Below are 21395 nucleotides of genomic sequence, written 5' to 3'. Positions count from 1 at the left end.
GCGTACTCAGGCTCCGACCGAGCCGTCGATCGCCTCGCGCAGGAAGTCCGCGTGGCCGTTGTGCCGAGCGTACTCAAGGGTGACGTGCACCATCACCATGCGCAGCGACACGGCCGCGTCCCACTTCACCATCCTGCCGGTGACGTCCAGTGAGCCCGCCTCCCGCTCGATGCGGCGCGCGTGCTCCACCTCCGCCCGCCAGGCCGCGAACGCCTCCGCGCGCGTCGTACGCCTCGCGTCGAACGGCTCGCGTCGTACGCCTCCTGGTAGTCACCCCTGTCCGACCAGACGTGCGGCACGTCCTCCGCGTTGATCGTCCGACGGAACCAGGCGCGTTCCACCTCGGCCATGTGCCGCACCAGGCCCAGCGGCGTCAACGTCGACGGCGGCATCGAGCGGCGCCGCAACTCCTCGTCCGACAGCCCCTCGCACTTCAGGGCCAGCGTCGCCCGCTGGTAGTCCAGGAACCCCCGCAGCGTCTCCCGCTCGCCCCCGGCGAGCGGCGGCCCTACGCGCTCGTCCCCCACGCCTCAGGCCCGCGCGGCGAACCCGACGAACGCGTCCCAGGCCGACGACGTCACCGCGAGCCGCGGGGCGCCCACGTCCCTGCACCTCCACCTGCCCCGGGGTCGTGCCGCTACGCAGCTTCACTAGCTGGAAGGGACCACTCATCCCGGCGTGATCCTCGCGGTCCGTCGGCATGACCTGGATCTCGACGTTCCGGAGGCGTCCCAGTTCCAGGACCCTCCGCAACTGCTCACGGTGGGCCACCACGCCCCCGAGCGGACGACGGAGCGTCACCTCTTCCTGCACGAAGCTGAAGATCGGCGCCCCGCGCTGCTCGAAGATCCCCTGACGGGCGAGCCGTGCGGCGACGCTGCGCTCGATGATCTCCTCGTCAAGCATGTGGCGCCGCATCTCGAACAGCGCACGGCGGGACCCGGCTCACCCCCGGCTGAGACGCCCCGCCCGTCCCGGTGCGCCCCGCCCCGTGCCTCAGCCAAGTAGCGTGGCGATCATGGCGGACTGGGATCTCCGGCCGGCGGCGGAGTCGGACGTCGAGGCCGTGGCCGAACTGCGGGCGGTGGTCCTGCGGGCGGATCTGGAGCGGCTCGGGCGGTACGACGCGCACCGGGTGCGGCAGCGGCTGCGTGACGGTTTCGAGCCCGCCCACACCTGGGTGATCGAGGTGGGCGGCGCGGTCGCGGGCTGCGTGGCCCTGCGGGCGGCCGAGGACGCTCACTGGCTGGAGCACTTCTACCTGGCCCCGGGCTTCCAGGGCCACGGCGTCGGCGCGGCCGTGCTGCGCGAACTGCTGGACCGGTGCGACGGCGACGGCGTCCTCGTCCGGCTGAACGTGCTCCGGGGCAGTCCGGCCCGGCGGCTGTACGAACGGCACGGGTTCACCGTCGAGTCCGAGGACGCCGTGGACGTGTTCATGGTGCGCAAACCGTTCCCCCTGAGCACAGCCCACCCAGACGGGTTAAAGGGGGCCAATCGGGCTGGACAGGCGTGGAGTTGGCGGGCATAAGCTCGCGGCAATCACCCTGCCGCACATGCGTCGGCCCCCGCCGGGCTGGTACCCCGGACGAGGGCCTGACCAACAAGGAAGAAGAGAGCTTCCCCATGGCCTCAGCGCAGCCTAGCGCGCCGCCCGGCACACCGTCCGCCGCTCCCCCCGGCTCCCCCGCCACCGCCGCACCCGGACCCGTTCCAGAACTGCACCACCTGCCACCGCGTCTACCGCGCCCCGGACCTGACCCCCGCCGGCCCCTGCCCGATCTGCCTGGCCGAAGCGGGAGTCCCGCCCCATGAATGACCGGAGCCCATGTGTACACATTGAACACCTGGTACTTTTGGGGCATGACTGAGATGCCCATAGAGTCCATTCGCGATGTTCGAGCCCATCTTGCCGAGGTCGTGGAGCGGGCTGATCGGGATGACGTGCCGACCGTGATCACCCGCCGGGGCAAGGAGGTCGCAGCCGTGGTGTCGATCGACACGCTCCGCAAGTACCAGGAGTGGGAAGAGCGCGAGATCAACCGCATCATCGACGAACGCATGGCGAACCGCGCTGCGGGCGTTCCCATCGAAGAAGTGATGAGGGAGACGCTGGCTCGCAGTGAGTGACTACCGCACGGTCTTCCGGCCCGAGGCTCAGGCCGAGCTCCGCAAGATCCCCCGGGCCATGGCTCTGCGCATCCTGGCCAAACTCACGGAGCTCGAGAGCGATCCCCTCGGCTTCAACACCACCGCACTCGTGTCGCAACCCGAACGCCGCCGCCTGCGAGTCGGCGACTATCGGATCATCTACACCATCGACAACGGCGAGCTCACCATCTGGGTGGTCCACGTCGGGCACCGGTCCACGAGCTACGAGGCCTGACGGTCACCAGGCCGGCTCAGCCCGCGAACTCGGTCATCCAGGCCTCGACGTCGTCCGCCGAGCGCGGCAGGCCCGCCGACAGGTTCTCGTGGCCGGTCTCGGTGACGACGACGTCGTCCTCGATCCGGACGCCGATGCCGCGCCACTCCTCCGGCACCGTCAGGTCGTCCGGCTGGAAGTACAGGCCGGGCTCGACGGTGAGGACCATGCCCGGCTCCAGCAGGGCGTCGACGTACCCCTCGGTGCGGGCCTGCGCGCAGTCGTGGACGTCGAGGCCGAGCATGTGGCCGGTGCCCGCCATGGTGAAGCGGCGTTGCAGGCCCAGCTCGTAGGCGCGGTCGACGGGGCCCTCGACGAAGCCCCACTCGACCAGCCGCGCCGTCAGGGAGCGCTGGGCGGCCTCGTGGAAGTCGCGGTAGTGGGCGCCGGGTTTGACGGCGGCCATGCCGGCTTCCTGGGCCTCGTACACCGCGTCGTAGACGGTGCGCTGCAGCGGCGTGAACGTTCCGCTGATCGGCAGGGTGCGGGTGACGTCGGCGGTGTAGAGGGTGTGCGTCTCCACCCCGGCGTCGAGCAGGAGGAGGTCGCCCGGGCGCACGGGGCCGTCGTTCTCCGTCCAGTGCATGATCGTGGCGTGCTCGCCCGCGGCGCAGATGGTGCCGTAGCCGACGGCGTTGCCCTCCAGCCGGGCGCGGCGGAAGAAGGTGCCCTCGATCCACCGCTCGGACGAGGCGACGGCCTGCGACAGCTCGCGCACGACGTCGACGAAGCCGCGGACGGTGGAGTCGACCGCCTTGCGCATCTCCGCCAGCTCCCACGCGTCCTTGACGAGGCGCAGGTCGTCGAGGGCCTCCTCCAGTTCGGCGTCGCGCTCCGCGTCGGTCGTGACGGCGGCCTCCAGGGCGGGGTCGTGGCCGCGGACGATGCGGGTGCGGATCGCCGGGCCGGCCGCCAGGTCCTCGGCCGCGGTGCGCACGTCGCGGCAGGGCAGGCCGAGCACGCGCTCCGACTCGTCGAGGGAACGGCGGCGTCCCATCCACAGCTCGGCCGTGGGACCCGTCCAGAACTCGTCGCTGTCCCGGCTGTCCCGGGGCAGCTGGTAGCAGTAGGCGTCGTGGCCGCCGTCGGAGCGGGGTTCCAGGACGAGGGCGCCGTCGCGGGCCTGGTCGCCGGTCATGTGCACGTAGCCCGAGTAGGGCCGGAAGGGGTACGTGTCGTCGTTCGCCCGGACCTTGAGGTTGCCGGACGGGATGACGAGCCGCTCGCCGGTGAAGCGCGCAGAGAGCGCCGCGCGCCGGCGGGCCGCGTACGGGGCCTGCGCGCTGAGCGTCAGGTCGCGCCGCTCGGTGTCGGCCCATCCCGTCCGCATCAGGGCGGACAGCTCGGCGGAGATGCCTCCGTAGAGGCCGTTCTTCCTGCCCTTGGTCATGTCGGGTGCCCTTCTCTCGATCGGGCGCACGCGTCCGCGACCGGGCTCGGCCCGGGCGTGCGCTGCCCGCGGTCTGCGACGGACCCGAACGGTACGCCGCACGGAGGCTTCCGGTGTCCGCAATCCGCCACCGGCACCGATCGGCCATCGCGTGACCACCCGACCCGTCCGGACCGGGCCCGGGCGCCGGATAATGCGGCACATGACGAACGCGAGGCTCGGTGAGGCGCTGGGGCTGCTGGGGATCGGGCACGCCGCGGCGCGCGTCTATCCGGTACTGCTGGAGCTGGCGCCCGCTCCGCTCGGCGAGATCGGGGCCGCCGCCGGGCTGACGGGCCCGGAGCTCACGTCGGCCTACGCCGAGCTGGTCGCCGTCGGCCTGGCGAGCGCGGCCGCCGACGACCAGGACGTGGTGGCCCCGATCCCGCCCGCCGCGGGCCTGGAGATCCTCGGCCGGCACCGCGCGGCCGAGGTCGACGTGTCGCGGCTGACCGTCGGCGGCGCGTTCGAGTCGTTCCGGCGGCAGCGGCTCGCCGCGTACAACGACGACCTGGTCGAGGTCGTCACCGGCGAGGCCGTCGGGCCCCGGCTGCGGCAGGCGTGGGCCAGCGCCCGCGAGCAGATCCGGCAGTTCGACTCCCCGCCGTACTTCCCCCTCTCCGGCGCCACCGAGGACGCGCTGGCCACCCTGACCCGCGGGGTGAGGCAGCGCGTCGTGTACTCGCAGGCGTCGATCGAGCTACCGGGGAACCTGGAGGATGCCATCGAGCCGTGCGTCGAGGCCGGCGAGCAGGCCAGGGTGCTGCCGTCGGTCCCGGTCAAGCTGCTGATCATCGACGACGCGTACGCGCTCGTGTCCTTGTCGATCAAGGAGGCCGACGTCCACAACACGCTGCTGATCGTGCAGCCGTGCGGGCTGCTCTCCGCGCTGGTCGCGCTGTTCGAGCAGTCCTGGCAGAGCGCGCTGCCCTTCCACGGGCGCGCCGTTCCCCGGCCGGGCGGGCTGCTGCCCGCCGACCGCCGGCTGCTGTGGCTGCTCGCGGGCGGTGCGCGCGACGAGGTCGTCGCACGGGAGCTCGGGATCAGCCGCCGCACCCTGTTCCGCCGGATGGAGGTCCTGATGGCCCGGCTGGGGGCCCGGAGCCGCTTCCAGATGGCCCTCCAGGCCCAGCGCCACGGCTGGCTCTGACCGGTCGCGCCGAACCGGGGACCCTACGGTGCGGGCTCCCGGGGACGAGGGCGGCGCGCTGCCAGGATGCGGTCATGTCGTTCGCGGACTGGTACCAGCGGGAGATCCTCGACACCGGGAAGCAGCCGCTGCTCTGCGCCTTCCTGGGGCTGCTCGTCGCGTTCCTGTTCATCCGGGTCAGCGTGCGGCTGATCCGGGCGGACGTGCGGTGGTGGCCGAAGAACGTCGAGACCGGCGGGATGCACATCCACCACGTGGTCTTCGGCGTCGTCTTCATGATCGTCGCGGGGCTCGGGCTGTCCGCCCCGGTGGGTGACGACCGACCCTGGGCGGAGATCCTCGCCACGCTCTTCGGCGTCGGGACGGCGCTGGTGCTGGACGAGTTCGCGCTCATCCTGCACCTCCAGGACGTCTACTGGCAGGAGCAGGGCAGGCTTTCCGTGGACGCCGTGGTCCTCGGGGTGGCGGCCTGCGGGCTGCTGCTCGTCGGCCTCACCCCGTTCGGGCTCGGGGAGGAGGGGGGCAGCGGCTGGTCGGGCGTGCTCGTGATCCTCGCCAACGGCTCGCTCGCCGTCGTCACGCTGGTGAAGGGCAAGGTGTTCACCGGGCTGGTGGGGATCATGGTGCCGCTGTTCGCGCTGGTCGGCGCGGTGCGGCTGGCCCATCCCGCCTCGCCCTGGGCGCGTCGCTTCTACCGTCCCGGCTCGCACAGGGCGCACCGGGCCCAGGTCCGCGAGCGGCGCGGCGGCTGGCGCCGCACCCTGCGCATCCGCGTCTACAACGCCATCGCCGGGCGGCCCACGCAGCCGGCGGCGACCTCCGCGTCCCCCGCGGCGTCGGCGGAGCAGCCGACGGGCCCGGCACCGGACTGACGCCGGGCCTGTGCGGGACTGACGCCGGGCCCGTGCGGGACTGACGCCGGGCCCGTGCGGGAGCGACGCCGGGCCCGTCGCGACGGTGTGGCCCCGGTCCCGGGGCGGGCCGTCGTCGCAAGCCCCCTGACCGCCGGTCGACAGGTGTGGTGCTGGGCACCCACGGGGTCCGCGCCGTGCTGCCGCCGCCCGCCGAGGGCGCGGGCGGGGCGGGACCCGCCTCGGGGTGAGGGGCTCCGGTCGGGGCGGGCGGCGGGAGCGTCAGTCGACCTGCAAGACGCTGAGGATGTTGCCCGAGGGGTCGGTGAACCAGGCGATCTTCGGGCCCTCGCCGCGGTCGATGCCCTTCTCGTCCTGGTCGAATCCGGGGTACCGCTCGAAGGTGACGCCGCCGCGGGTGAGCTCGTCCACGGCCTGGTCGACGTCGTCGACGGGGAAGTTCAGGACGGTGAAGACCGCCGGGACGTGGTCCGGCTTGCCGTAGACGAGGACCTGTGTGCCGCCTTCGACGTGGAGGGTCAGCAGGCCGCCGCCGGGGGCCTCCATGTCCCAGGTGACGCGCAGGCCGAGGGTGTTCGCGTAGAAGTCCTCGGCCTGCTGGATGTCCTTGACGGCGAAGCTGCTGAACGCCTTCGAGTTCCCGAACATGACCAGCTGTTCCTTCCGCCCGGTGCCGGTGGGTGCGTGGGTGCGGGTCCGATTATCGGCACCGGGCGGCGCCCCGGGCGGTGCGCCGGGCGTCCGGGGACGCGAACGCCCGCTAACGGACGCCCGGCGTTCGGCCAGGTGGGCGCGCGAATATCCGCGGAGGGCCGCTCGCGGAGAGACACCCGCGCAGGGCCACCCGCCGTGGGGCCGCCCGCCGTGGGGTCAGCGGGCGGCGACGGTGACGGCGCCGGCGGCCTCGCGGGTCAGCGCGCGGCTGATGACCAGGCGCTGGATCTGGTTGGTGCCTTCGAAGATCTGCATGACCTTGGCCTCGCGCATGTGCCGCTCGACGGGGAAGTCCCGGGTGTAGCCGTAGCCGCCGAGGACCTGGACGGCGTCGGTGGTCACCTTCATCGCGTTGTCCGTGGCGACGAGCTTGGCGATGGACGCCTCGTGGGTGAAGGGCAGACCCAGGTCCTTGAGCCGGGCCGCGGACTGGGTGGCGGCGCGGGCGGAGGCGATGGCGGCGTCCATGTCGGCGAGGACGAAGGCCAGGCCCTGGTGCTCGATGATCGGCTTGCCGAAGGTCTCGCGTTCCTGGGCGTAGCGCAGGGCGTGGTCGAAGGAGCCCTGGGCGAGGCCGGTGGCGACGGCGGCGATGCCGAGCCGGCCGCAGTCGAGGGAGGCCAGGGCGATGCGCAGGCCCTCGCCCTCGGCCCCGATGCGGCGGTGGGCCGGGACGCGGACGCCGTCGAACCGCATGGTGGCCGTCGCGGAGCCGGTGAGGCCCATCTTGCGCTCGGGCGGGTCGGCGGTCAGGCCGGGGGTGTCGGCGGGGATGAGGAAGCAGGAGACGCCGTGCGTGCGGTCCTCGGAGGTGCGCGCCATGACGGTGTAGAAGTCGGCGTGGCCGCCGTGCGTCGTCCACGCCTTGGCGCCGTCGATGACGTAGTCGTCGCCGTCCCGGACGGCCCGGGTGCGCATGGCCGCCGGGTCGGAGCCGGCGTGCGGCTCGGAGAGGCAGTAGGCGCCGAGCAGGTCGCCGCCGAGCAGGTCGGGGAGCCACTCGCGCTTCTGCTCCTCGGTGCCGTAGGCGGCGAGGGCGAAGCAGGACAAGGCGTGGACGGAGACGCCCACGGCCACGCTGGACCACACCGAGGCGATCTCCTCCAGCACCTGGAGGTAGACCTCGTAGGGCTGACCGCCGCCGCCGTACTCCTCGTCGTAGGGCAGGCCGAGGAGCCCGCTGCGGCCGAGCAGGGCGAAGACGTCGCGGGGGAACTCCTCGTTCGTCTCCGCCTCGGTGACCCGGGGCGCGAGTTCCCTCACCGCGAAGGTGCGGGTGAGGTCGATGAGGTCGGCGGCTTCCCGCGTCGGCACGGTGCGGGTTGCTGGCATCGGAGCACCTCCCGGAACGATACTGGCAACAGTACGAAAGTATCAGTCCGAGTACCCAGTGAGCGCAAGACGGGGTCCGGCGTCCGCATTCGGGACACCGGACCTACGGAGATCGACTCAGGGCGAGACGGCGTGCACGATCAGCGACGCCAGCTGGGCGTACGCCTCGGAATCGCTCAGCCCCGTGCGGGCAGCGAGCTCGCCCTGCTGGATCTGGCGCATCGTCGCCGCGGCCACCTCACCGACGAAGGCCGCGTCCACCGGCCGGAAGACCCCGGCCGTCACACCCTCGGCGATCAGCTGCCGCACCCGCTCGGCGGCCCGCTGGGTGTTGGCCTCGTACACCTGCCGCGCGGGCGGGAACGCGGCCATGTCGTCGAGGAAGTGCCGGGACAGCGGCCGAAGCTGCTCGGCCACGGCGTTCAGGTAGGCGTGCACCCGGTCGCTGGGCGTGACCGTCTCCGCCACCCGCTTCTCGACGGCCTCGGTCGCCCCGCGGAAGTAGTGCTTGACGGCCTCGACGACCAGATCCTGTTTGCTGCCCGCGAGCTGGTAGAGCGTCGTCTTCGAACAGCGCAGGCGCTCGGCCAGGCCGTCGAGGGTGAAGGCGGAGAAACCCTCCGCCAGCAGCAGCGCCACCAGCCGTTCCAGCAGGTCGGTCTGGCGTGCGGTGAGACGACGGGACGACATGACGGCAGCCTATCGACGCGGCGCCGCGCCACCGGCACCGCCGTCACGAACCGGACGATCGCGGATCAGCCGCCGGTGAACGGCGGACGGCGGGCGTCGACCTCGACCTCGAACCTCATCCGGGGGTCGGCCAGCCCGCACACCATCATCGTCGCCGCCGGGCGCACCTCGCCGAAGCACCGCCGCAGCACCGGCCAGCACGGCTCGAAGTCCTCCCGCCGGGGCAGGAGGTACCGGACGCGCACGACGTCGTCGAACGTGCACCCCGCCTCCTTCAGCGCCTCCTCGACGTTGCGCAGGCACTGCTCGGCCTGCTCGACGACGTCGTCGGAGATCGTCATCGTCGCGTAGTCGAAGCCCGTGGTGCCCGAGACGTGCACCCGGTCCCCCTCCACCACGGCCCGCGCGTACCCGATCCGCTCCTCGAACGTCGAGCCGCTGAGGATCGCACTTCGCTCACTCATGTGCGCACGGTACGTGACCGACTACGCACCGAGCGTCTTCCACGGGCTGACGGCGAGTTCCCCCACCCCGCCGAACTCCAGGCCGCCGGGGCTGAGCTTCTGCCACGGGTCGCCCTCGGACGGCGCCACCTTCAGCGCCCGGCCGCCGGAACCGCCGGCGGGACGCCACACGGCGACGGACTCCACCGTCTGCCCAGGCTTCAACGTGAACCGCTGCGGCTTGCCCGTGTGGCCGCGCACGTCGTACACGGCGGAGACGCCCTGGTGCAGCTCGACGTCCAGCTCCTTGCCACCCTCACCGAGGACCCGGACGTCCGGGTACCCGCTCACCGGGAAGTCCTCGGTTCCGCAGTTGATCATCATCAGCCGCACCAGGCGCAGCCCGTCGTCGCCGTCCACGGGCCCGGGCATGACGCGCACCCCGGGCTCCGGACAGTCGGGGTCCGCCGGGGCGTCGCCCGGGGTGGCCGGCTCGCCGTCGCCGTCCTGGCCACCGTCACCGCCGTCGCCCTCGCCCCCCGTGCCGCCGTCACCGCTCTCGCCGCCGCCCCCGGAGGTTTCGCCGCCCTCGCCGCCCTCGGCATCGGAGCCGTCACCGCCGCCCGTGGCGGAGCCTTCGTCCTGCGACGAGCCGCCGCCCTCGGCCTTCGGCTTCCCGGCGTCCTCGCTGCTGCACCCGGCCGCCAGCAGTGCGCCGGCGGCGAGCAGCACGCCCAGCCGCTGGATCGTCATTCGGCCGCGCCCGGCCCGCTTGGTGTCCACATCGCGGGATGTTCGCACGTACGCCCGAGCGAACACCAGACCCCTGCCGCCGGAGAGGCGCGGTGAGGGGCGACGCCGCCACTCCGGTACACCGCGTCGGGCATCCGGGTGACACTGCGTGACCATCGCCGGCAGGGCGGTGTTGGGGCCGATCGGAATCATCCTCGGGCATATGCCAGAACTGCCAGAACGGAGCATCGAATGCACAGCAAGATCCCGTCCGCCATCGCCCTGCTGGCCGCCGCGAGCCTGGTGGGCGTCGGCACCGCCACCACCGCCAGCGCGACGGTGTCGGGCGACGGCGGCGACCGCATCGGCACGCTGCGGGCCGACGGCACCGCCTACGTCAAGGAGGGCGGCCTCAGCGCGACGTGGGTCGAGGAGGCCCTCGGCGTCAAGCAGATCGTGCTGGCCGGCGACCGCATCGGCATCCTCCAGGTCGACGGCGACGCCTACGTCAAGGAAGGCGGCCTCAGCGGCCGGTGGGTCAAGGAAGCCACCGACATCAAGCAGCTCGCCCTCTCCGGCGACCGCATCGGCGTCCTCAAGGCCAACGGCGACGCCTACGTCAAGGAAGGCGGGCTCAGCGCGACGTGGGTCAAGGAAGCCACGAAGGTCAAGGAGCTGGAGCTCTCCGGTGACCGCATCGGCATCGTCAAGGGCAACGGCGACGCGTACGTCAAGGAGGGCGGCCTCAGCGCGAACTGGGTCCTGGAGGCACGCGACGTCACCGACATCGACCTCGCGGGCAAGCGGATCGGCGTCCTCACCGGCCGGGGCGTGGCCCACGTCAAGGAGGGCGGGCTCAGCGCGACGTGGGTCAAGGAAGCCACCGACATCATCCAGCTCGAACTGTCCAAGAACCGGATCGGCGTCCTGAAGGACGACGGCGTCGCCTACGTCAAGGAGGGCGGCCTCAGCGCCCGGTGGGTCAAGGAAGCCACCGACATCATCCAGATCGCCCTCTCCGGCGACCGCATCGGCGTCCTCAAGGCCAACGGCGACGCCCACGTGAAGGAGGGCGGGCTCAGCGCGAGGTGGGTCCTGGAGGCCACCGACGTCACCGAGCTGTCCCTCTCCTGACGTCCCGTGGGCCGGGCCGCGCGCTGAACCGCACGCGGCCCGGCCCACCGGAAGCGGGAACCGGGCTCACCGCGTCCCGACGGCGTGGGCGGTGCCGCCGGTGACGGCCCGGAGCTTGTCCGGGTTGGCCACGTTGTGGATGGCGGCGATGCGGCCCTCCGCGTCGAAGTCGAACGTCACCGCGGCGATCACCCGGTCCGGGCCGCGGAACACCAGGCCCGGACCGCCGTTGAACTCGACCAAGGACACGGCCCTGGCCGGAGCCTCGCCGATGCTGCTCGCGTTCCTCACGGACACCGGCGACGAGCTGGGCCCGACGCTCACCGGCACCCTGTTCACCGTCGACTGACGCGGGAGGGGCTCAGGGTGCCGCGGTGACCTCGGCGCCGACGTCGTCGGTGCCGGCGGCGGCGAGGACGGCCGGAAGCAGGTCCGGGAAGCGGGCGTCGAGGTCGGCGCGGCGGAGCCGGACGTAGCAGCGGGTGCCCTCCTGGCGGGTGCGGGTGATGCCCGCGTCCCGCAGCACCTTCATGTGGTGACTGAGCGTCGACTTGGCTACGGGGGCCCGGAGTTCGCCCCAGCCGCGCTCGCCGCCGCCGGCGAGGAGGCGGACGACGCCGAGCCGGACGGGGTCGCTGAGGGCGGCCAGGACCCGGGTGAGGACGATCTCGTCGGTGGCGGGGTGCCGCGGGTCCTTCATGGGCCCATGCTACCGTGATTCGATGTTCGGCGAACTTCGAACATTTCGCACATCGAACAGGGGGGAACCACGCATGAGCGAGCGTGTCGTCAACGTCACGGCGCCGGGCCTGCTGGCCGGGGCGGCGTTGCCGCACCTCGCGGCCTCGGGCGGGGCCGTCGTCAACGTGTCCAGCACCTTCGGCCACCGCCCGGCACCGGGTGCCGGGTACTACGGCGCCTCGAAGGCGGCCCTGGAGAGCCTCACCCGGAGCTGGGCACTGGAGCTGGCGCCGGAGGGCGTCCGCGTCAACGCCGTCGCGCCCGGCCCGACGGAGAGCGAGGCGCTGACGGCGTCCGGCCTGCCCGGGGAGGCCGTGGCGGAGATCACGGCGCGGGAGGCCGAGCGCGTACCCCTGGGCCGCCGTGGCGAGGCCGGGGACGTCGCCGCCTGGATCGTGCGCCTGGCGGGTCCGGAGGCGGGCTGGCTCACCGGGCAGGTCCTCACCGTCGACGGCGGCCTGGAGCTGGCCTGAGCGCCCCGGCCGCCTCCGGGGTCAGCCTTCGAGGGCGGCGAGTGTCGCGTCGAGGTCGGTGCCGCGCGGCCGGTTGTGGGGAAGCCTGGCGAGGACGCGGGCCATGCCGCAGGTGTCGGTGAGGGCGGAGAACACCAGACCGCCCGCGACCCCGGCGGAGATCCACCGGGCGTGCGGCGCACGGAGGCCGGCGAGCAGCCCGGTCAGGACGAGTCCGCCGGCGGCCAGGCGCACCTGCCGTTCCATGGCCCAGGGGGCGCGGACGCCGACGGGGCGGTGCACGTCGTGGCCGAGCTGGGTCCAGGCGGTGGTGCCCCCGGTGAGGCTGGCGGCGGTGACGCCGTTCTCGGCCAGCCGCCGGCAGGCCGTCGCGGAGCGGGCGCCGGAGGCGCACACCACGAGCAGGTCCCCGCGCCCGGCGGCGGTCTTGAGCGCGGGCAGGGCGCGGTCGAGGTCGTCGAGGGGGATGTTGTGGGCGCCCGGCAGGTGGCCGGAGGCGTACTCGCCGGGCGTGCGGACGTCGATGACGGTCAGCTCGGCGAGTCGGCTGTGGACCTGCTCGGGGGCGATGGCGCTGGTCATGGTGATTTCTCCGCTTTTCATTTCGGGTGGCACCCTGGATAGGGTACCCAGTGGGGTATATACGGACAGGAGTGGATCATGGAGCTGGCGATGGCAGCCGAGGAACTGAAGACGGTGGTCAACCGGCTGCGCCGGGCGCAGGGCCAGATCGCCGGTGTGATCGGGATGATCGAGGAGGGGCGGGACTGCGAGGACGTGGTCACCCAGCTCGCCGCGGCCTCCCGTGCGCTGGACCGGGCGGGGTTCGCGATCATCGCGACGGGCCTTCAGCACTGCCTCACCGACGCGGACATGGCCGAGTCCGGTGACCGCGAGCAGATGCGGGCCCGGCTGGAGAAACTGTTCCTCTCCCTGGCCTGACCCGCCCCGGCGCACGACACGTCCCTCCCGCTCAGCCGAAGACGCCGACGCGGACGACGTCGACGAGCATGAAGGCGGCCACGGCCAGGAGCACCACCGCGAACAGCCGCTGCAGCCGGGGTACCGAGACCCTGGCCGCCAGCCGCCTGCCGTCCCAGGCGCCCAGGACGGCGGCCGCGGTGAACGGGGCGACGACGGCCCAGTCCAGGGGGACGGCGACGCCCGCGCGGGTGACCAGGGACGTCAGGGAGTTCGCCGAGATCACCAGGAGGCTCGTGCCCACGGCTGCCTGCATCTCGAAGGCCAGCACCGTGACCAGGGCCGGGACGGCGAGGAAGCCACCTCCCACGCCCAGCAGACCGGTCAGCGCGCCCAGCCCCGCGCCGGTTCCCGCCGCCTTCACCGGCCGCACCGGCGGCGTACCGGCACCGGTCTCGGCCGGGGCCGGGCGCAGCATGCGCAGCGCGGCGAGGGCCGCGACGAGGGCGAACGCCAGCGTGAGCGCGACCTGCGGCAGCCGGGCGGCCGCGGCCCCGGCGAGGGCCGCCGGCAGCAGGCCCGCCGCGGCGAACGCCGCACCCGCCCGCCACCGGACGTTGCCCGCCCTGGCGTGGGCGTACAGGGCGGTCAGCGAGGTGGCGGAGACGATCAGCAGGCTGGCGCTCGTCGCCGCCACCGGGCTGAAGCCCAGCAGGTAGATCAGCGCCGGCACGGCCAGGACGCTCCCGCCGCCACCGAGCGCCCCGAGCGCCAGACCGACCACGGCCCCCGCCAGCAGGGCCAGGACCAGGGAGCTCACGCGATCCGGCCGTCCCGCCCACGCGCGTCGACGACGGGCAGTCCGGCACGCGCCCAGGCCGCCATCCCGCCCGCGACGTCGACGGCGTCGACGCCCCGGGCGGCGAGCAGCTCGGCGGCCTGCTGAGAGCGGTTCCCGGAGCGGCAGATCGCCACCACCGGCCGGCCCCGCGCCTCGTCGGGCAGGGCGGCCCCGGTCGTGAGCCGCGTCAACGGCAGGTGGACGGCGGCGGGAGCGTGCCCGGCGGCCCACTCGGGCGCCTCCCGCACGTCCAGCAGGACGGCGGCGCCGTCGCCGGTTCGGGCGTGGGCCTGTTCGGGGGTGAGGCGGTCTCGGCCGCGCCGGAAGAGGGACATGGCTCTGCCTTCGCTGTACGGGGTGGTCAGGGGCGAGTGGACGGGCCGCTCAGGAGCGGGAGGCCGCCGTCAGCCCGGCCCGGGCGGCGGCGTCGAACGGGTCGTCGACGGCGACGACGCGGCGGCCGGCGGCGTCGAGGAGGGAGGCGGCGATCGCCGCACGCATCCCGCTGGCGCAGTGCGTCCACACCGTGCCGTCCGGGACCTCCTTGAGACGGGCGTGCAGCTCGTGGATCGGGATGTGCACCGACCCCTGGACGTGTTCGCCGGCGCGCTCGGAGTCGCGCCGCACGTCGAGCACCACCAGGTCCTCGCCCCGCCCACGGGCCTGAGCGAGCTCGGCGAACGTCGCGCGCGGGAAGGAGGCGAGCGTCTCGCCCTCGCGGACCCAGCCGGCCGGGTCGCCGGTGGCGGCCGCGGCCGGGCGGTCGATGCCGACGCGGGCCAGCTCGCGCTGCGCCTCGGCGAGCTGCTCCGGGGTGTCGGCGAGCAGGGTGACGGGCTTGCCCCACGGCATGAGCCAGGCGAGGTAGGTGGCGAGCTTGCCCTCGCCCTCGAAGTTGACCGAGCCGGCCACGTGGCCCGCGGCGTAGGCGACGCGGCTGCGCAGGTCCACCACCCACTCACCGGCGGCCAGCCGCTCGGCGATCCGCTCGGCGTCGGCCGGTTCCGGCGGGGTGAGGTCGACGGGGGCGGGCCCCGCGGCATTGATCGGGCCCATGTGCGCGTAGTACGCGGGGACGTCGTCCAGCCCGGCCAGCATCCGCTCGACGAAGGTGTCCACGTCCAGGGTGAGGGCCTCGTTGGCGGTGCGCTCCTTGCCGATCGTCGTCGCGTCGCCGTCGGACTGGGCCGAGGCGCAGAAGCTGCCGAACCCGTGGGTGGGCAGCACCGGCACCTCGTCGTCCAGGGTCTCGGCGAGACGGTGGGCGGAGGCGTGCTGGGCGCGGGCCAGCCGCTCGGTCAGCCGGGGCTCGACGAGGTCGGGACGGCCCACCGAACCGATGAGCAGCGAGCCGCCGGTGAAGGCGGCCACGGCCCGGCCCTCGTCCTCCAGCACGTAGGAGGTGTGGTGCGGGGTGTGCCCCGGAGTGGCCAGGGCCCGCAGCCGCAGGCCGTCGTCCACCGTGACGGCGTCACCGTCGGCGACGGGGGTGCGGGCGAAGGAGACGTGGGCACCGGCCGGGACCAGGTAGCGGGCTCCCGTCAGCCGGGCCAGCTCCAGGCCGCCGGTGACGTAGTCGTTGTGCACGTGCGTCTCCGCCACGAACACGACGCGCACGCCGCGCCGGGCGGCAGCGGCGAGCACCCGCTCGATGTCGCGCGGCGGATCGACCGCCACCGCGCCGCCGGGCCCGCCGGCCAGATAGCTGCGGTTGCCCAGCCCCTCGGTCTCGAAGGTGTCGACGAAGTACACGGTCACTCTCCTTCGGGTGTTTACCCCGGGGGGTATCGGTTGCCTCCACCGTAGCAGACATACCTAGGGGGGTATCCGAACCACACGGCGAGCCTCCGGCACCCAGGCCCCGGACACGCGTGAGGGGCCCGTACGACCGGGTGGTCGTACGGGCCCCTCACGTGGAGCTGGTTCCGCCAGGAACCGTCAGGTCACTTGAGGATCTTGGTGACCTGGCCGGCGCCCACGGTCCGGCCACCCTCACGGATGGCGAACTTCAGGCCCTCTTCCATGGCGACAGGCTGAATGAGCTCAACCTTCATGTCGGTGTTGTCGCCCGGCATGACCATCTCGGTGCCCTCGGGGAGGGTCACGACGCCGGTCACGTCGGTCGTACGGAAGTAGAACTGCGGGCGGTAGTTGTTGAAGAACGGGGTGTGGCGGCCGCCCTCGTCCTTCGACAGGATGTACGCCGTGGCCTCGAACTCCGTGTGCGGGGTGACCGAGCCCGGCTTGATGATGACCTGGCCGCGCTCGACGTCCTCGCGCTTGATGCCGCGGAGCAGCAGACCGACGTTCTCACCGGCCTGGCCCTCGTCGAGCAGCTTGCGGAACATCTCGATGCCGGTGACCGTGGTGGAGGTCTTCTCCGGCTTGATGCCGATGATGTCGACGTTCTCGTTGACCTTGAGGACACCACGCTCGATGCGGCCGGTGACGACCGTACCGCGACCGGTGATGGTGAAGACGTCCTCGATGGGCATCAGGAACGGCTTCTCGACGTCGCGCTCCGGCTCCGGGATCGCCTCGTCGACGGCCTTCATCAGGTCCACGACGGACTTGCCCCACTCGGCGTCGCCCTCCAGCGCCTTCAGCGCGGAGACCTTGACGACCGGGACGTCGTCGCCCGGGAACTCGTACTCGGAGAGGAGCTCACGGACCTCGAGCTCGACGAGCTCCAGGATCTCCTCGTCGTCCACCATGTCGGCCTTGTTCAGGGCGACGACGATGTACGGAACACCGACCTGGCGGGCCAGGAGCACGTGCTCCTTGGTCTGCGGCATCGGGCCGTCGGTGGCGGCGACCACGAGGATGGCGCCGTCCATCTGGGCGGCACCGGTGATCATGTTCTTGATGTAGTCCGCGTGACCCGGGCAGTCGACGTGGGCGTAGTGACGGGACTCCGTCTGGTACTCGACGTGCGCGATGGAGATGGTGATACCGCGCTGGCGCTCCTCGGGAGCCTTGTCGATGTTCTCGAACGCCGACGCCTCGTTCAGGTCGGGGTACGCGTCGTGCAGCACCTTGGTAATGGCCGCCGTGAGGGTGGTCTTACCGTGGTCGATGTGACCGATGGTGCCGATGTTGACGTGCGGCTTAGTCCGCTCGAACTTCGCCTTCGCCACTGGGGTCCTCCTGTGGACTGGTGCTGTACGCCCCCCGCACTCTGCGGGAAGGGTTCAGGTGGTCGTACCGAACAAGCCAGGACCCCGAGGGGGACGCCCTTGACCCGTTCGTTCTTAAGGGCTGGCCACCGGGGCCCGGCCCAGACCGCTTTGCAGCGATCTGCGCCGGATGCCCCGGAATGCCGTTGTGCTACAGCCTAAGGGGTGAGATTACGACGGCGAACCGTCGTCACTCGCCCCGGGCCTTCGCGATGATCTCCTCGCTGACGTTCTTGGGAACCTCGGCGTAGGAGTCGAACTGCATGGAGTAGCTCGCGCGACCGGAGGTCTTGCTCCGCAGGTCGCCGACGTAGCCGAACATCTCCGAGAGCGGCACCAGGCCCGTGACGAGCTTGGCGCCACCGCGGTCCTCCATGGACTGGATCTGACCACGGCGCGAGTTGATGTCGCCGATCACGTCGCCCATGTAGTCCTCGGGCGTCGTGACCTCGACCTTCATCATCGGCTCCAGCAGGGCCGGGCTGGCCTTGCGGGCGGCCTCCTTGAAGGCCATGGAACCGGCGATCTTGAAGGCCATCTCGGAGGAGTCGACCTCGTGGAAGGCACCGTCGAGCAGCGTCACGCGGACGCCGGTGAGCGGGTAGCCCGCCAGGACGCCGAACTCCATGGCCTCCTGGCAGCCGGCGTCCACCGAGGGGATGTACTCCCGGGGGATGCGGCCACCGGTGACCTTGTTGACGAACTCGTAGCCGTCGCCTTCCAGCGGCTCGATCTGGATCTGCACCTTGGCGAACTGGCCGGAACCACCAGTCTGCTTCTTGTGCGTGTAGTCGTGCTTGTCGACCGACTTGCGCAGGGTCTCGCGGTAGGCGACCTGCGGCTTGCCGACGTTCGCCTCGACCTTGAACTCGCGCTTCATGCGGTCGACCAGCACGTCCAGGTGCAGCTCGCCCATGCCCGCGATGATCGTCTGGCCGGTCTCCTCGTCGGTGTTGACCTGGAAGGACGGGTCCTCCTCGGCCAGCCGCTGGATCGCGACGCCCAGCTTCTCCTGGTCGCCCTTCGACTTGGGCTCGATGGCGACCTGGATGACCGGAGCCGGGAACTCCATCGACTCCAGGATCACCGGGCTGCCCGCGTCGCAGAGGGTCTCACCGGTGGTGGTCTGCTTCAGACCCATGACGGCGACGATGTCGCCGGCGCCCACCGAGGCGATCTCCTCACGCTTGTTCGCGTGCATCCGGTAGATCTTGCCGATGCGCTCCTTCTTGCCCTTCACGGAGTTCAGCACCTGCGTGCCGGCGTCCAGGCGGCCCGAGTACACCCGGACGAAGGTCAGCTTGCCGAGGTGCGGGTCGCTCGCGATCTTGAACGCGAGAGCGGCCAGCGGCTCCTCCTCGGAGGGGCGGCGCTTGATGACCTCTTCGCTGTCCTTGACCGAGTGGCCCTCGATGGCCTCGACGTCCAGCGGCGACGGCAGGTACCGCACGACCGCGTCGAGCAGGGGCTGCACACCCTTGTTCTTGAACGCGGTACCGCAGAACACCGGGGTGACCGTGATGGTGCCCTCGGCGCCCGTGGACGCCAGGGTGACGCGACGGATGGCGGCGATGAGCTGCTCCTCGGTGGGCTCCTGGCCCTCCAGGTACAGCTCCATCATCTCCTCGTCGTTCTCCGCGACGGCCTCCAGGAGCTTGCCGCGGTACTCCTCGGCGGCCTCCTGGTGGGTGTCGGGGATGTCGACGACGTCGTAGGCCTCGCCCAGCTTCGTCTCGGCGGACCAGACCAGGGCCTTCATGCGGACCAGGTCCACGACGCCCTTGAAGTCGGCCTCGGCACCGATCGGCAGCTGCATGACCAGCGGCGTCGCGCCCAGCCGGTCGACGATCATGTCGACGCAGCGGTGGAACTCGGCGCCCGTCCGGTCCAGCTTGTTGACGAAGCAGATGCGCGGCACGCCGTAGCGGTCCGCCTGACGCCACACCGTCTCGGACTGCGGCTCCACACCGGCGACACCGTCGAACACGGTCACGGCACCGTCGAGCACGCGCAGCGAGCGCTCCACCTCGACGGTGAAGTCGACGTGGCCCGGGGTGTCGATGATGTTGATCGTGTGGTCGATGTTGTCCAGCGGCCAGTGGCAGGTCGTCGCGGCGGACGTGATGGTGATGCCGCGCTCCTGCTCCTGCGCCATCCAGTCCATCGTCGCCGCGCCGTCGTGGACCTCACCGATCTTGTAGCTGACGCCGGTGTAGTACAGGATCCGCTCGGTGGTGGTCGTCTTGCCCGCGTCGATGTGGGCCATGATCCCGATGTTGCGGACCTTGGCCAGGTCAAGTGAAGTGGTAGCCATAAGGCTTCAGTCTTCTCTCGGTCTCGATAGGGGTAGCGACTACCAGCGGTAGTGCGCGAAGGCCTTGTTGGACTCGGCCATCTTGTGGGTGTCCTCGCGCTTCTTCACGGCCGCACCGAGACCGTTGGAGGCGTCGAGCAGCTCGTTCATCAGACGCTCGGTCATCGTCTTCTCCCGACGGGCGCGGGAGTAGCCGACGAGCCAGCGGAGAGCGAGCGTGGAGGCACGGCCGGGCTTGACCTCGACCGGAACCTGGTAGGTCGCACCACCGACGCGGCGGGACTTGACCTCAAGCGTCGGCTTGATGTTCTCCAGAGCGCGCTTCAGCGTGATGACCGGGTCGGTGCCGGTCTTCTCACGCAGGCCCTCCATGGCGCCGTAGACGATGCGCTCGGCGGTGGAGCGCTTGCCGTTCAGCAGCACCTTGTTGATCAGGGAGGTCACCAGAGGAGTGCCGTACACCGGGTCGACGATGACCGGGCGCTTCGGGGCGGGGCCCTTACGAGGCATGCTTACTTCTCCTTCTTGGCGCCGTAGCGGCTGCGAGCCTGCTTGCGGTTCTTGACGCCCTGGGTGTCGAGCGAGCCACGGATGATCTTGTAGCGAACGCCCGGCAGGTCCTTCACACGGCCACCGCGCACGAGGACGATGGAGTGCTCCTGCAGGTTGTGACCCTCACCCGGAATGTAGGCCGTGACCTCGATCCCGCTGGTCAGACGCACACGCGCGACCTTACGCAGGGCCGAGTTCGGCTTCTTCGGAGTGGTGGTGAACACGCGCGTGCAGACGCCACGACGCTGGGGAGAGCCCTCCAGTGCCGGCGTCTTGTTCTTCTCGACCTTGTCCTGTCGGCCCTTGCGGACCAACTGCTGGATCGTAGGCACAGTTTCTCCGGTTTCTGTGTGCCAGTCTCGGTAAAGCTAACCTGGGCCACATTGTCCGACCCACGCGGTCGGGTGTGTCGGAGGCTGCAGACCCCCGTCACGGGGACGGGGTGACTCCTCTGGAGGGAGAAGCGTGTGCAGATCCTGGTGTCACACGAGCGGCCGAAGCAGCGCAGGGGACACCCCAGGCACAAGGTCAGAGCGTACCTACCGCATCCGCTCCGGTCAAAAGCGAACGGCACGCGGGCGGTGGCACGGAAAACCGGGCGCCCTCACCCGGCTGCCCTCACGGTAGCCGCCGTCGCCGACGACGACCAGAGGGCCTGCGGACGCGCGCTGGAGAGACCCTGCCCGGGCTCGGCACGGCTACCCCGCCAGGGTGACCCCGAGAAGGACGACCAGGGCGATCAGGCCGAGCGCCAGGTACCCCACGACCAGCCCGGCCGTGGCGAAGCCGTCGCCCTGCTTGCCCGTCTTGCGGACGTCCGCCTTGGCGATGTGGCCCAGGATGACCGACGGGATCGCGCACACCCCGTACGTCATGGGCGTCAGGATGGCCAGGACCAGGGCCGCGACGGCCACCCCGCTGTACGGCGGCGCCGGGGGCGGGGGCATCGGCGCGACGTAGCGCGGCGGCGTGATGTGGACCATCGGCTCCGGGTGCCGCACCGCCGGCTGCGCCGGCACCGGGCCCTGCGGGAGATCGGCGATGACGGGCTGGATCTCCGCGTACGTCAACGCCTGGTGCAGCCGGTTCAGCCGGGCGTCGTACTCGTCCTTGCCCAGCCGGCCCTCGGCGTACCCGGCCTTCAGCACGTCGGCGGCACGCTCCCGGTCCGCGTCGGAGGCGCGCATGAACGGCTGCCCGCCGTAGGGCTGGGCACCGTACGGCTGGCCTGCGAAGGGCTGGTTACCGCCCTGCCAGTTCAGTGACATCGCCCGACTCCTCCCCGCGTCCGGAACGTGTCCCGGAGCAACACTCCCCATCATCCACGACGTTCGGGCCGCCGCGCGAGTTCCACGGATCGCGCTCCTGCTGTCCGGCCATGATCCCCGGCCCCCGGACCGGACGGCCCGGCGGGGTGCGGGAAACGCCGCGGGGCGGCACCCCGTTCGGGGTACCG

Annotated in this window: 24 protein-coding genes and 3 pseudogenes; 8 read left to right on the top strand and 19 right to left on the bottom strand. The window is 71.8% G+C overall.

Going from position 1 to position 21395, the window contains the following annotated elements:
• Positions 1–6 precede the first annotated feature (6 nt).
• Both O7609_RS14995 and O7609_RS14990 read right to left on the bottom strand, forming a co-directional pair.
• Positions 7–527 (bottom strand): annotated as a pseudogene (locus O7609_RS14995) (DinB family protein).
• A gap of 82 nt (positions 528–609) precedes the next feature.
• A pseudogene (locus tag O7609_RS14990) lies at positions 610–927 on the bottom strand (Scr1 family TA system antitoxin-like transcriptional regulator); the annotation flags it as partial.
• Between the two features lie 91 nt (positions 928–1018).
• Between O7609_RS14990 and O7609_RS14985 the strand changes: the two are divergent.
• The 3 genes from O7609_RS14985 (at position 1019) to O7609_RS14975 (ending at position 2386) form a co-directional block, all read left to right on the top strand.
• Positions 1019–1531 carry a GNAT family N-acetyltransferase gene (locus O7609_RS14985; protein WP_269736455.1) on the top strand — a complete coding sequence of 171 codons (513 nt, stop codon included), beginning with the start codon at positions 1019–1021 and terminating at the stop codon, positions 1529–1531.
• A 332-nt stretch (positions 1532–1863) separates the two neighbouring features.
• The gene (locus tag O7609_RS14980; protein WP_269736456.1) at positions 1864–2130 is read left to right on the top strand and encodes a type II toxin-antitoxin system Phd/YefM family antitoxin; all 267 of its coding nucleotides are present in this window, start codon (positions 1864–1866) and stop codon (positions 2128–2130) included.
• Positions 2123–2386, top strand: a complete 264-nt coding sequence (locus tag O7609_RS14975; protein ID WP_269736457.1) for a type II toxin-antitoxin system RelE family toxin — start codon at positions 2123–2125, stop codon at positions 2384–2386. Before O7609_RS14980 ends, O7609_RS14975 begins: the two co-directional genes overlap by 8 nt.
• A 16-nt stretch (positions 2387–2402) precedes the next feature.
• On the opposite strand, the gene O7609_RS14970 is transcribed toward O7609_RS14975, so the two are convergent.
• Positions 2403–3815: an aminopeptidase P family protein gene (locus O7609_RS14970; RefSeq protein ID WP_269736458.1), complete on the bottom strand. Its 1413-nt coding sequence runs from the start codon at positions 3813–3815 to the stop codon at positions 2403–2405.
• A gap of 202 nt (positions 3816–4017) precedes the next feature.
• Here O7609_RS14970 and O7609_RS14965 point away from each other — a divergent pair, with 202 nt between their 5' ends.
• Positions 4018–5004, top strand: a complete 987-nt coding sequence (locus O7609_RS14965; protein WP_269743701.1) for a LuxR family transcriptional regulator — start codon at positions 4018–4020, stop codon at positions 5002–5004.
• Positions 5005–5078: 74 nt separating this feature from the next.
• Positions 5079–5876 carry a hypothetical protein gene (locus tag O7609_RS14960; protein ID WP_269736460.1) on the top strand — a complete coding sequence of 266 codons (798 nt, stop codon included), beginning with the start codon at positions 5079–5081 and terminating at the stop codon, positions 5874–5876.
• Positions 5877–6137: 261 nt separating this feature from the next.
• Here the strand turns inward: O7609_RS14960 and O7609_RS14955 are convergent, their stop codons facing one another.
• From O7609_RS14955 to O7609_RS14935, 5 genes are all read right to left on the bottom strand, one after another.
• On the bottom strand, positions 6138–6524 hold the full coding sequence (locus O7609_RS14955) for a VOC family protein (RefSeq protein ID WP_269736461.1): 387 nt from the start codon (positions 6522–6524) through the stop codon (positions 6138–6140).
• Positions 6525–6746: 222 nt separating this feature from the next.
• Complete coding sequence (locus O7609_RS14950) at positions 6747–7922, bottom strand: acyl-CoA dehydrogenase family protein (protein WP_269736462.1); 1176 nt, start codon at positions 7920–7922, stop codon at positions 6747–6749.
• A 117-nt stretch (positions 7923–8039) separates the two neighbouring features.
• Entirely contained in the window at positions 8040–8612 is a 573-nt protein-coding gene (locus tag O7609_RS14945; RefSeq protein WP_269736463.1) for a TetR/AcrR family transcriptional regulator, read from the bottom strand.
• A 65-nt stretch (positions 8613–8677) separates the two neighbouring features.
• Positions 8678–9076 (bottom strand): RidA family protein, encoded by a 399-nt coding sequence (locus tag O7609_RS14940; protein WP_269743700.1) that lies wholly within the window; start codon positions 9074–9076, stop codon positions 8678–8680.
• Between the two features lie 21 nt (positions 9077–9097).
• The gene (locus O7609_RS14935) at positions 9098–9808 is read right to left on the bottom strand and encodes a DUF4232 domain-containing protein (RefSeq protein WP_269743699.1); all 711 of its coding nucleotides are present in this window, start codon (positions 9806–9808) and stop codon (positions 9098–9100) included.
• A 231-nt stretch (positions 9809–10039) separates the two neighbouring features.
• On the opposite strand from O7609_RS14935, the gene O7609_RS14930 reads away from it, so the two are divergent.
• Positions 10040–10921: a peptidase S1 gene (locus tag O7609_RS14930; RefSeq protein WP_269743698.1), complete on the top strand. Its 882-nt coding sequence runs from the start codon at positions 10040–10042 to the stop codon at positions 10919–10921.
• 66 nt (positions 10922–10987) lie between these two features.
• On the opposite strand, the pseudogene O7609_RS14925 reads toward O7609_RS14930, so the two are convergent.
• A pseudogene (locus tag O7609_RS14925) lies at positions 10988–11164 on the bottom strand (RNA polymerase subunit sigma-24); the annotation flags it as partial.
• A gap of 118 nt (positions 11165–11282) precedes the next feature.
• On the bottom strand, positions 11283–11621 hold the full coding sequence (locus tag O7609_RS14920; RefSeq protein WP_269743697.1) for an ArsR/SmtB family transcription factor: 339 nt from the start codon (positions 11619–11621) through the stop codon (positions 11283–11285).
• 73 nt (positions 11622–11694) lie between these two features.
• Here O7609_RS14920 and O7609_RS14915 point away from each other — a divergent pair, with 73 nt between their 5' ends.
• Positions 11695–12135 (top strand): SDR family NAD(P)-dependent oxidoreductase, encoded by a 441-nt coding sequence (locus tag O7609_RS14915; protein ID WP_269743696.1) that lies wholly within the window; start codon positions 11695–11697, stop codon positions 12133–12135.
• Between the two features lie 21 nt (positions 12136–12156).
• Here O7609_RS14915 and O7609_RS14910 read toward each other — a convergent pair whose 3' ends face one another.
• A complete protein-coding gene (locus O7609_RS14910; protein WP_443072129.1) occupies positions 12157–12717 on the bottom strand; it encodes a rhodanese-like domain-containing protein in 561 nt (186 codons plus the stop codon).
• Positions 12718–12795: 78 nt separating this feature from the next.
• Between O7609_RS14910 and O7609_RS14905 the strand changes: the two genes are divergently transcribed.
• On the top strand, positions 12796–13077 hold the full coding sequence (locus tag O7609_RS14905; RefSeq protein ID WP_219091043.1) for a metal-sensitive transcriptional regulator: 282 nt from the start codon (positions 12796–12798) through the stop codon (positions 13075–13077).
• A 31-nt stretch (positions 13078–13108) separates the two neighbouring features.
• Here O7609_RS14905 and O7609_RS14900 read toward each other — a convergent pair whose 3' ends face one another.
• The 8 genes from O7609_RS14900 to O7609_RS14865 all read right to left on the bottom strand — a co-directional run bounded on the left by O7609_RS14900 (position 13109) and on the right by O7609_RS14865 (position 21207).
• The gene (locus O7609_RS14900; protein WP_269736469.1) at positions 13109–13876 is read right to left on the bottom strand and encodes a sulfite exporter TauE/SafE family protein; all 768 of its coding nucleotides are present in this window, start codon (positions 13874–13876) and stop codon (positions 13109–13111) included.
• On the bottom strand, positions 13873–14232 hold the full coding sequence (locus O7609_RS14895) for a rhodanese-like domain-containing protein (RefSeq protein ID WP_269736470.1): 360 nt from the start codon (positions 14230–14232) through the stop codon (positions 13873–13875). The genes O7609_RS14900 and O7609_RS14895 overlap by 4 nt, the downstream gene beginning before the upstream one ends.
• A 49-nt stretch (positions 14233–14281) precedes the next feature.
• The gene (locus O7609_RS14890; RefSeq protein ID WP_269736471.1) at positions 14282–15649 is read right to left on the bottom strand and encodes a rhodanese-like domain-containing protein; all 1368 of its coding nucleotides are present in this window, start codon (positions 15647–15649) and stop codon (positions 14282–14284) included.
• 191 nt (positions 15650–15840) lie between these two features.
• On the bottom strand, positions 15841–17034 hold the full coding sequence (gene tuf / locus O7609_RS14885) for an elongation factor Tu (protein ID WP_219091039.1): 1194 nt from the start codon (positions 17032–17034) through the stop codon (positions 15841–15843).
• A 229-nt stretch (positions 17035–17263) separates the two neighbouring features.
• Complete coding sequence (gene fusA / locus O7609_RS14880; RefSeq protein WP_269736472.1) at positions 17264–19387, bottom strand: elongation factor G; 2124 nt, start codon at positions 19385–19387, stop codon at positions 17264–17266.
• A gap of 39 nt (positions 19388–19426) precedes the next feature.
• Positions 19427–19897 (bottom strand): 30S ribosomal protein S7, encoded by a 471-nt coding sequence (rpsG, locus tag O7609_RS14875; protein WP_219091037.1) that lies wholly within the window; start codon positions 19895–19897, stop codon positions 19427–19429.
• Between the two features lie 2 nt (positions 19898–19899).
• Positions 19900–20271, bottom strand: a complete 372-nt coding sequence (rpsL, locus tag O7609_RS14870; protein ID WP_003948652.1) for a 30S ribosomal protein S12 — start codon at positions 20269–20271, stop codon at positions 19900–19902.
• 366 nt (positions 20272–20637) lie between these two features.
• The gene (locus O7609_RS14865; protein ID WP_332328081.1) at positions 20638–21207 is read right to left on the bottom strand and encodes a DUF1707 and DUF4190 domain-containing protein; all 570 of its coding nucleotides are present in this window, start codon (positions 21205–21207) and stop codon (positions 20638–20640) included.
• Positions 21208–21395 lie beyond the last annotated feature (188 nt).

The organism is Streptomyces sp. WMMC1477, from assembly GCF_027460245.1.
Lineage (GTDB): Bacteria > Actinomycetota > Actinomycetes > Streptomycetales > Streptomycetaceae > Streptomyces.
Note: the sequence above shows the minus strand (reverse complement) of the source record. Positions and strands in the feature narration are given on the sequence as shown.

What these genes read in the sequence shown, in the direction of transcription:
- O7609_RS14985 (WP_269736455.1), top strand. Translation starts at nt 1,019, where the DNA reads ATGGCGGACTGGGATCTCCGGCCGGCGGCGGAGTCGGACGTCGAGGCC.
- O7609_RS14980 (WP_269736456.1), top strand. Translation starts at nt 1,864, where the DNA reads ATGACTGAGATGCCCATAGAGTCCATTCGCGATGTTCGAGCCCATCTT.
- O7609_RS14970 (WP_269736458.1), bottom strand. Translation starts at nt 3,815, where the DNA reads ATGACCAAGGGCAGGAAGAACGGCCTCTACGGAGGCATCTCCGCCGAG.
- O7609_RS14965 (WP_269743701.1), top strand. Translation starts at nt 4,018, where the DNA reads ATGACGAACGCGAGGCTCGGTGAGGCGCTGGGGCTGCTGGGGATCGGG.
- O7609_RS14960 (WP_269736460.1), top strand. Translation starts at nt 5,079, where the DNA reads ATGTCGTTCGCGGACTGGTACCAGCGGGAGATCCTCGACACCGGGAAG.
- O7609_RS14955 (WP_269736461.1), bottom strand. Translation starts at nt 6,524, where the DNA reads ATGTTCGGGAACTCGAAGGCGTTCAGCAGCTTCGCCGTCAAGGACATC.
- O7609_RS14950 (WP_269736462.1), bottom strand. Translation starts at nt 7,922, where the DNA reads ATGCCAGCAACCCGCACCGTGCCGACGCGGGAAGCCGCCGACCTCATC.
- O7609_RS14945 (WP_269736463.1), bottom strand. Translation starts at nt 8,612, where the DNA reads ATGTCGTCCCGTCGTCTCACCGCACGCCAGACCGACCTGCTGGAACGG.
- O7609_RS14940 (WP_269743700.1), bottom strand. Translation starts at nt 9,076, where the DNA reads ATGAGTGAGCGAAGTGCGATCCTCAGCGGCTCGACGTTCGAGGAGCGG.
- O7609_RS14935 (WP_269743699.1), bottom strand. Translation starts at nt 9,808, where the DNA reads ATGACGATCCAGCGGCTGGGCGTGCTGCTCGCCGCCGGCGCACTGCTG.
- O7609_RS14930 (WP_269743698.1), top strand. Translation starts at nt 10,040, where the DNA reads ATGCACAGCAAGATCCCGTCCGCCATCGCCCTGCTGGCCGCCGCGAGC.
- O7609_RS14920 (WP_269743697.1), bottom strand. Translation starts at nt 11,621, where the DNA reads ATGAAGGACCCGCGGCACCCCGCCACCGACGAGATCGTCCTCACCCGG.
- O7609_RS14915 (WP_269743696.1), top strand. Translation starts at nt 11,695, where the DNA reads ATGAGCGAGCGTGTCGTCAACGTCACGGCGCCGGGCCTGCTGGCCGGG.
- O7609_RS14910 (WP_443072129.1), bottom strand. Translation starts at nt 12,717, where the DNA reads ATGACCAGCGCCATCGCCCCCGAGCAGGTCCACAGCCGACTCGCCGAG.
- O7609_RS14905 (WP_219091043.1), top strand. Translation starts at nt 12,796, where the DNA reads ATGGAGCTGGCGATGGCAGCCGAGGAACTGAAGACGGTGGTCAACCGG.
- O7609_RS14895 (WP_269736470.1), bottom strand. Translation starts at nt 14,232, where the DNA reads ATGTCCCTCTTCCGGCGCGGCCGAGACCGCCTCACCCCCGAACAGGCC.
- fusA (WP_269736472.1), bottom strand. Translation starts at nt 19,387, where the DNA reads ATGGCTACCACTTCACTTGACCTGGCCAAGGTCCGCAACATCGGGATC.
- rpsG (WP_219091037.1), bottom strand. Translation starts at nt 19,897, where the DNA reads ATGCCTCGTAAGGGCCCCGCCCCGAAGCGCCCGGTCATCGTCGACCCG.
- O7609_RS14865 (WP_332328081.1), bottom strand. Translation starts at nt 21,207, where the DNA reads ATGTCACTGAACTGGCAGGGCGGTAACCAGCCCTTCGCAGGCCAGCCG.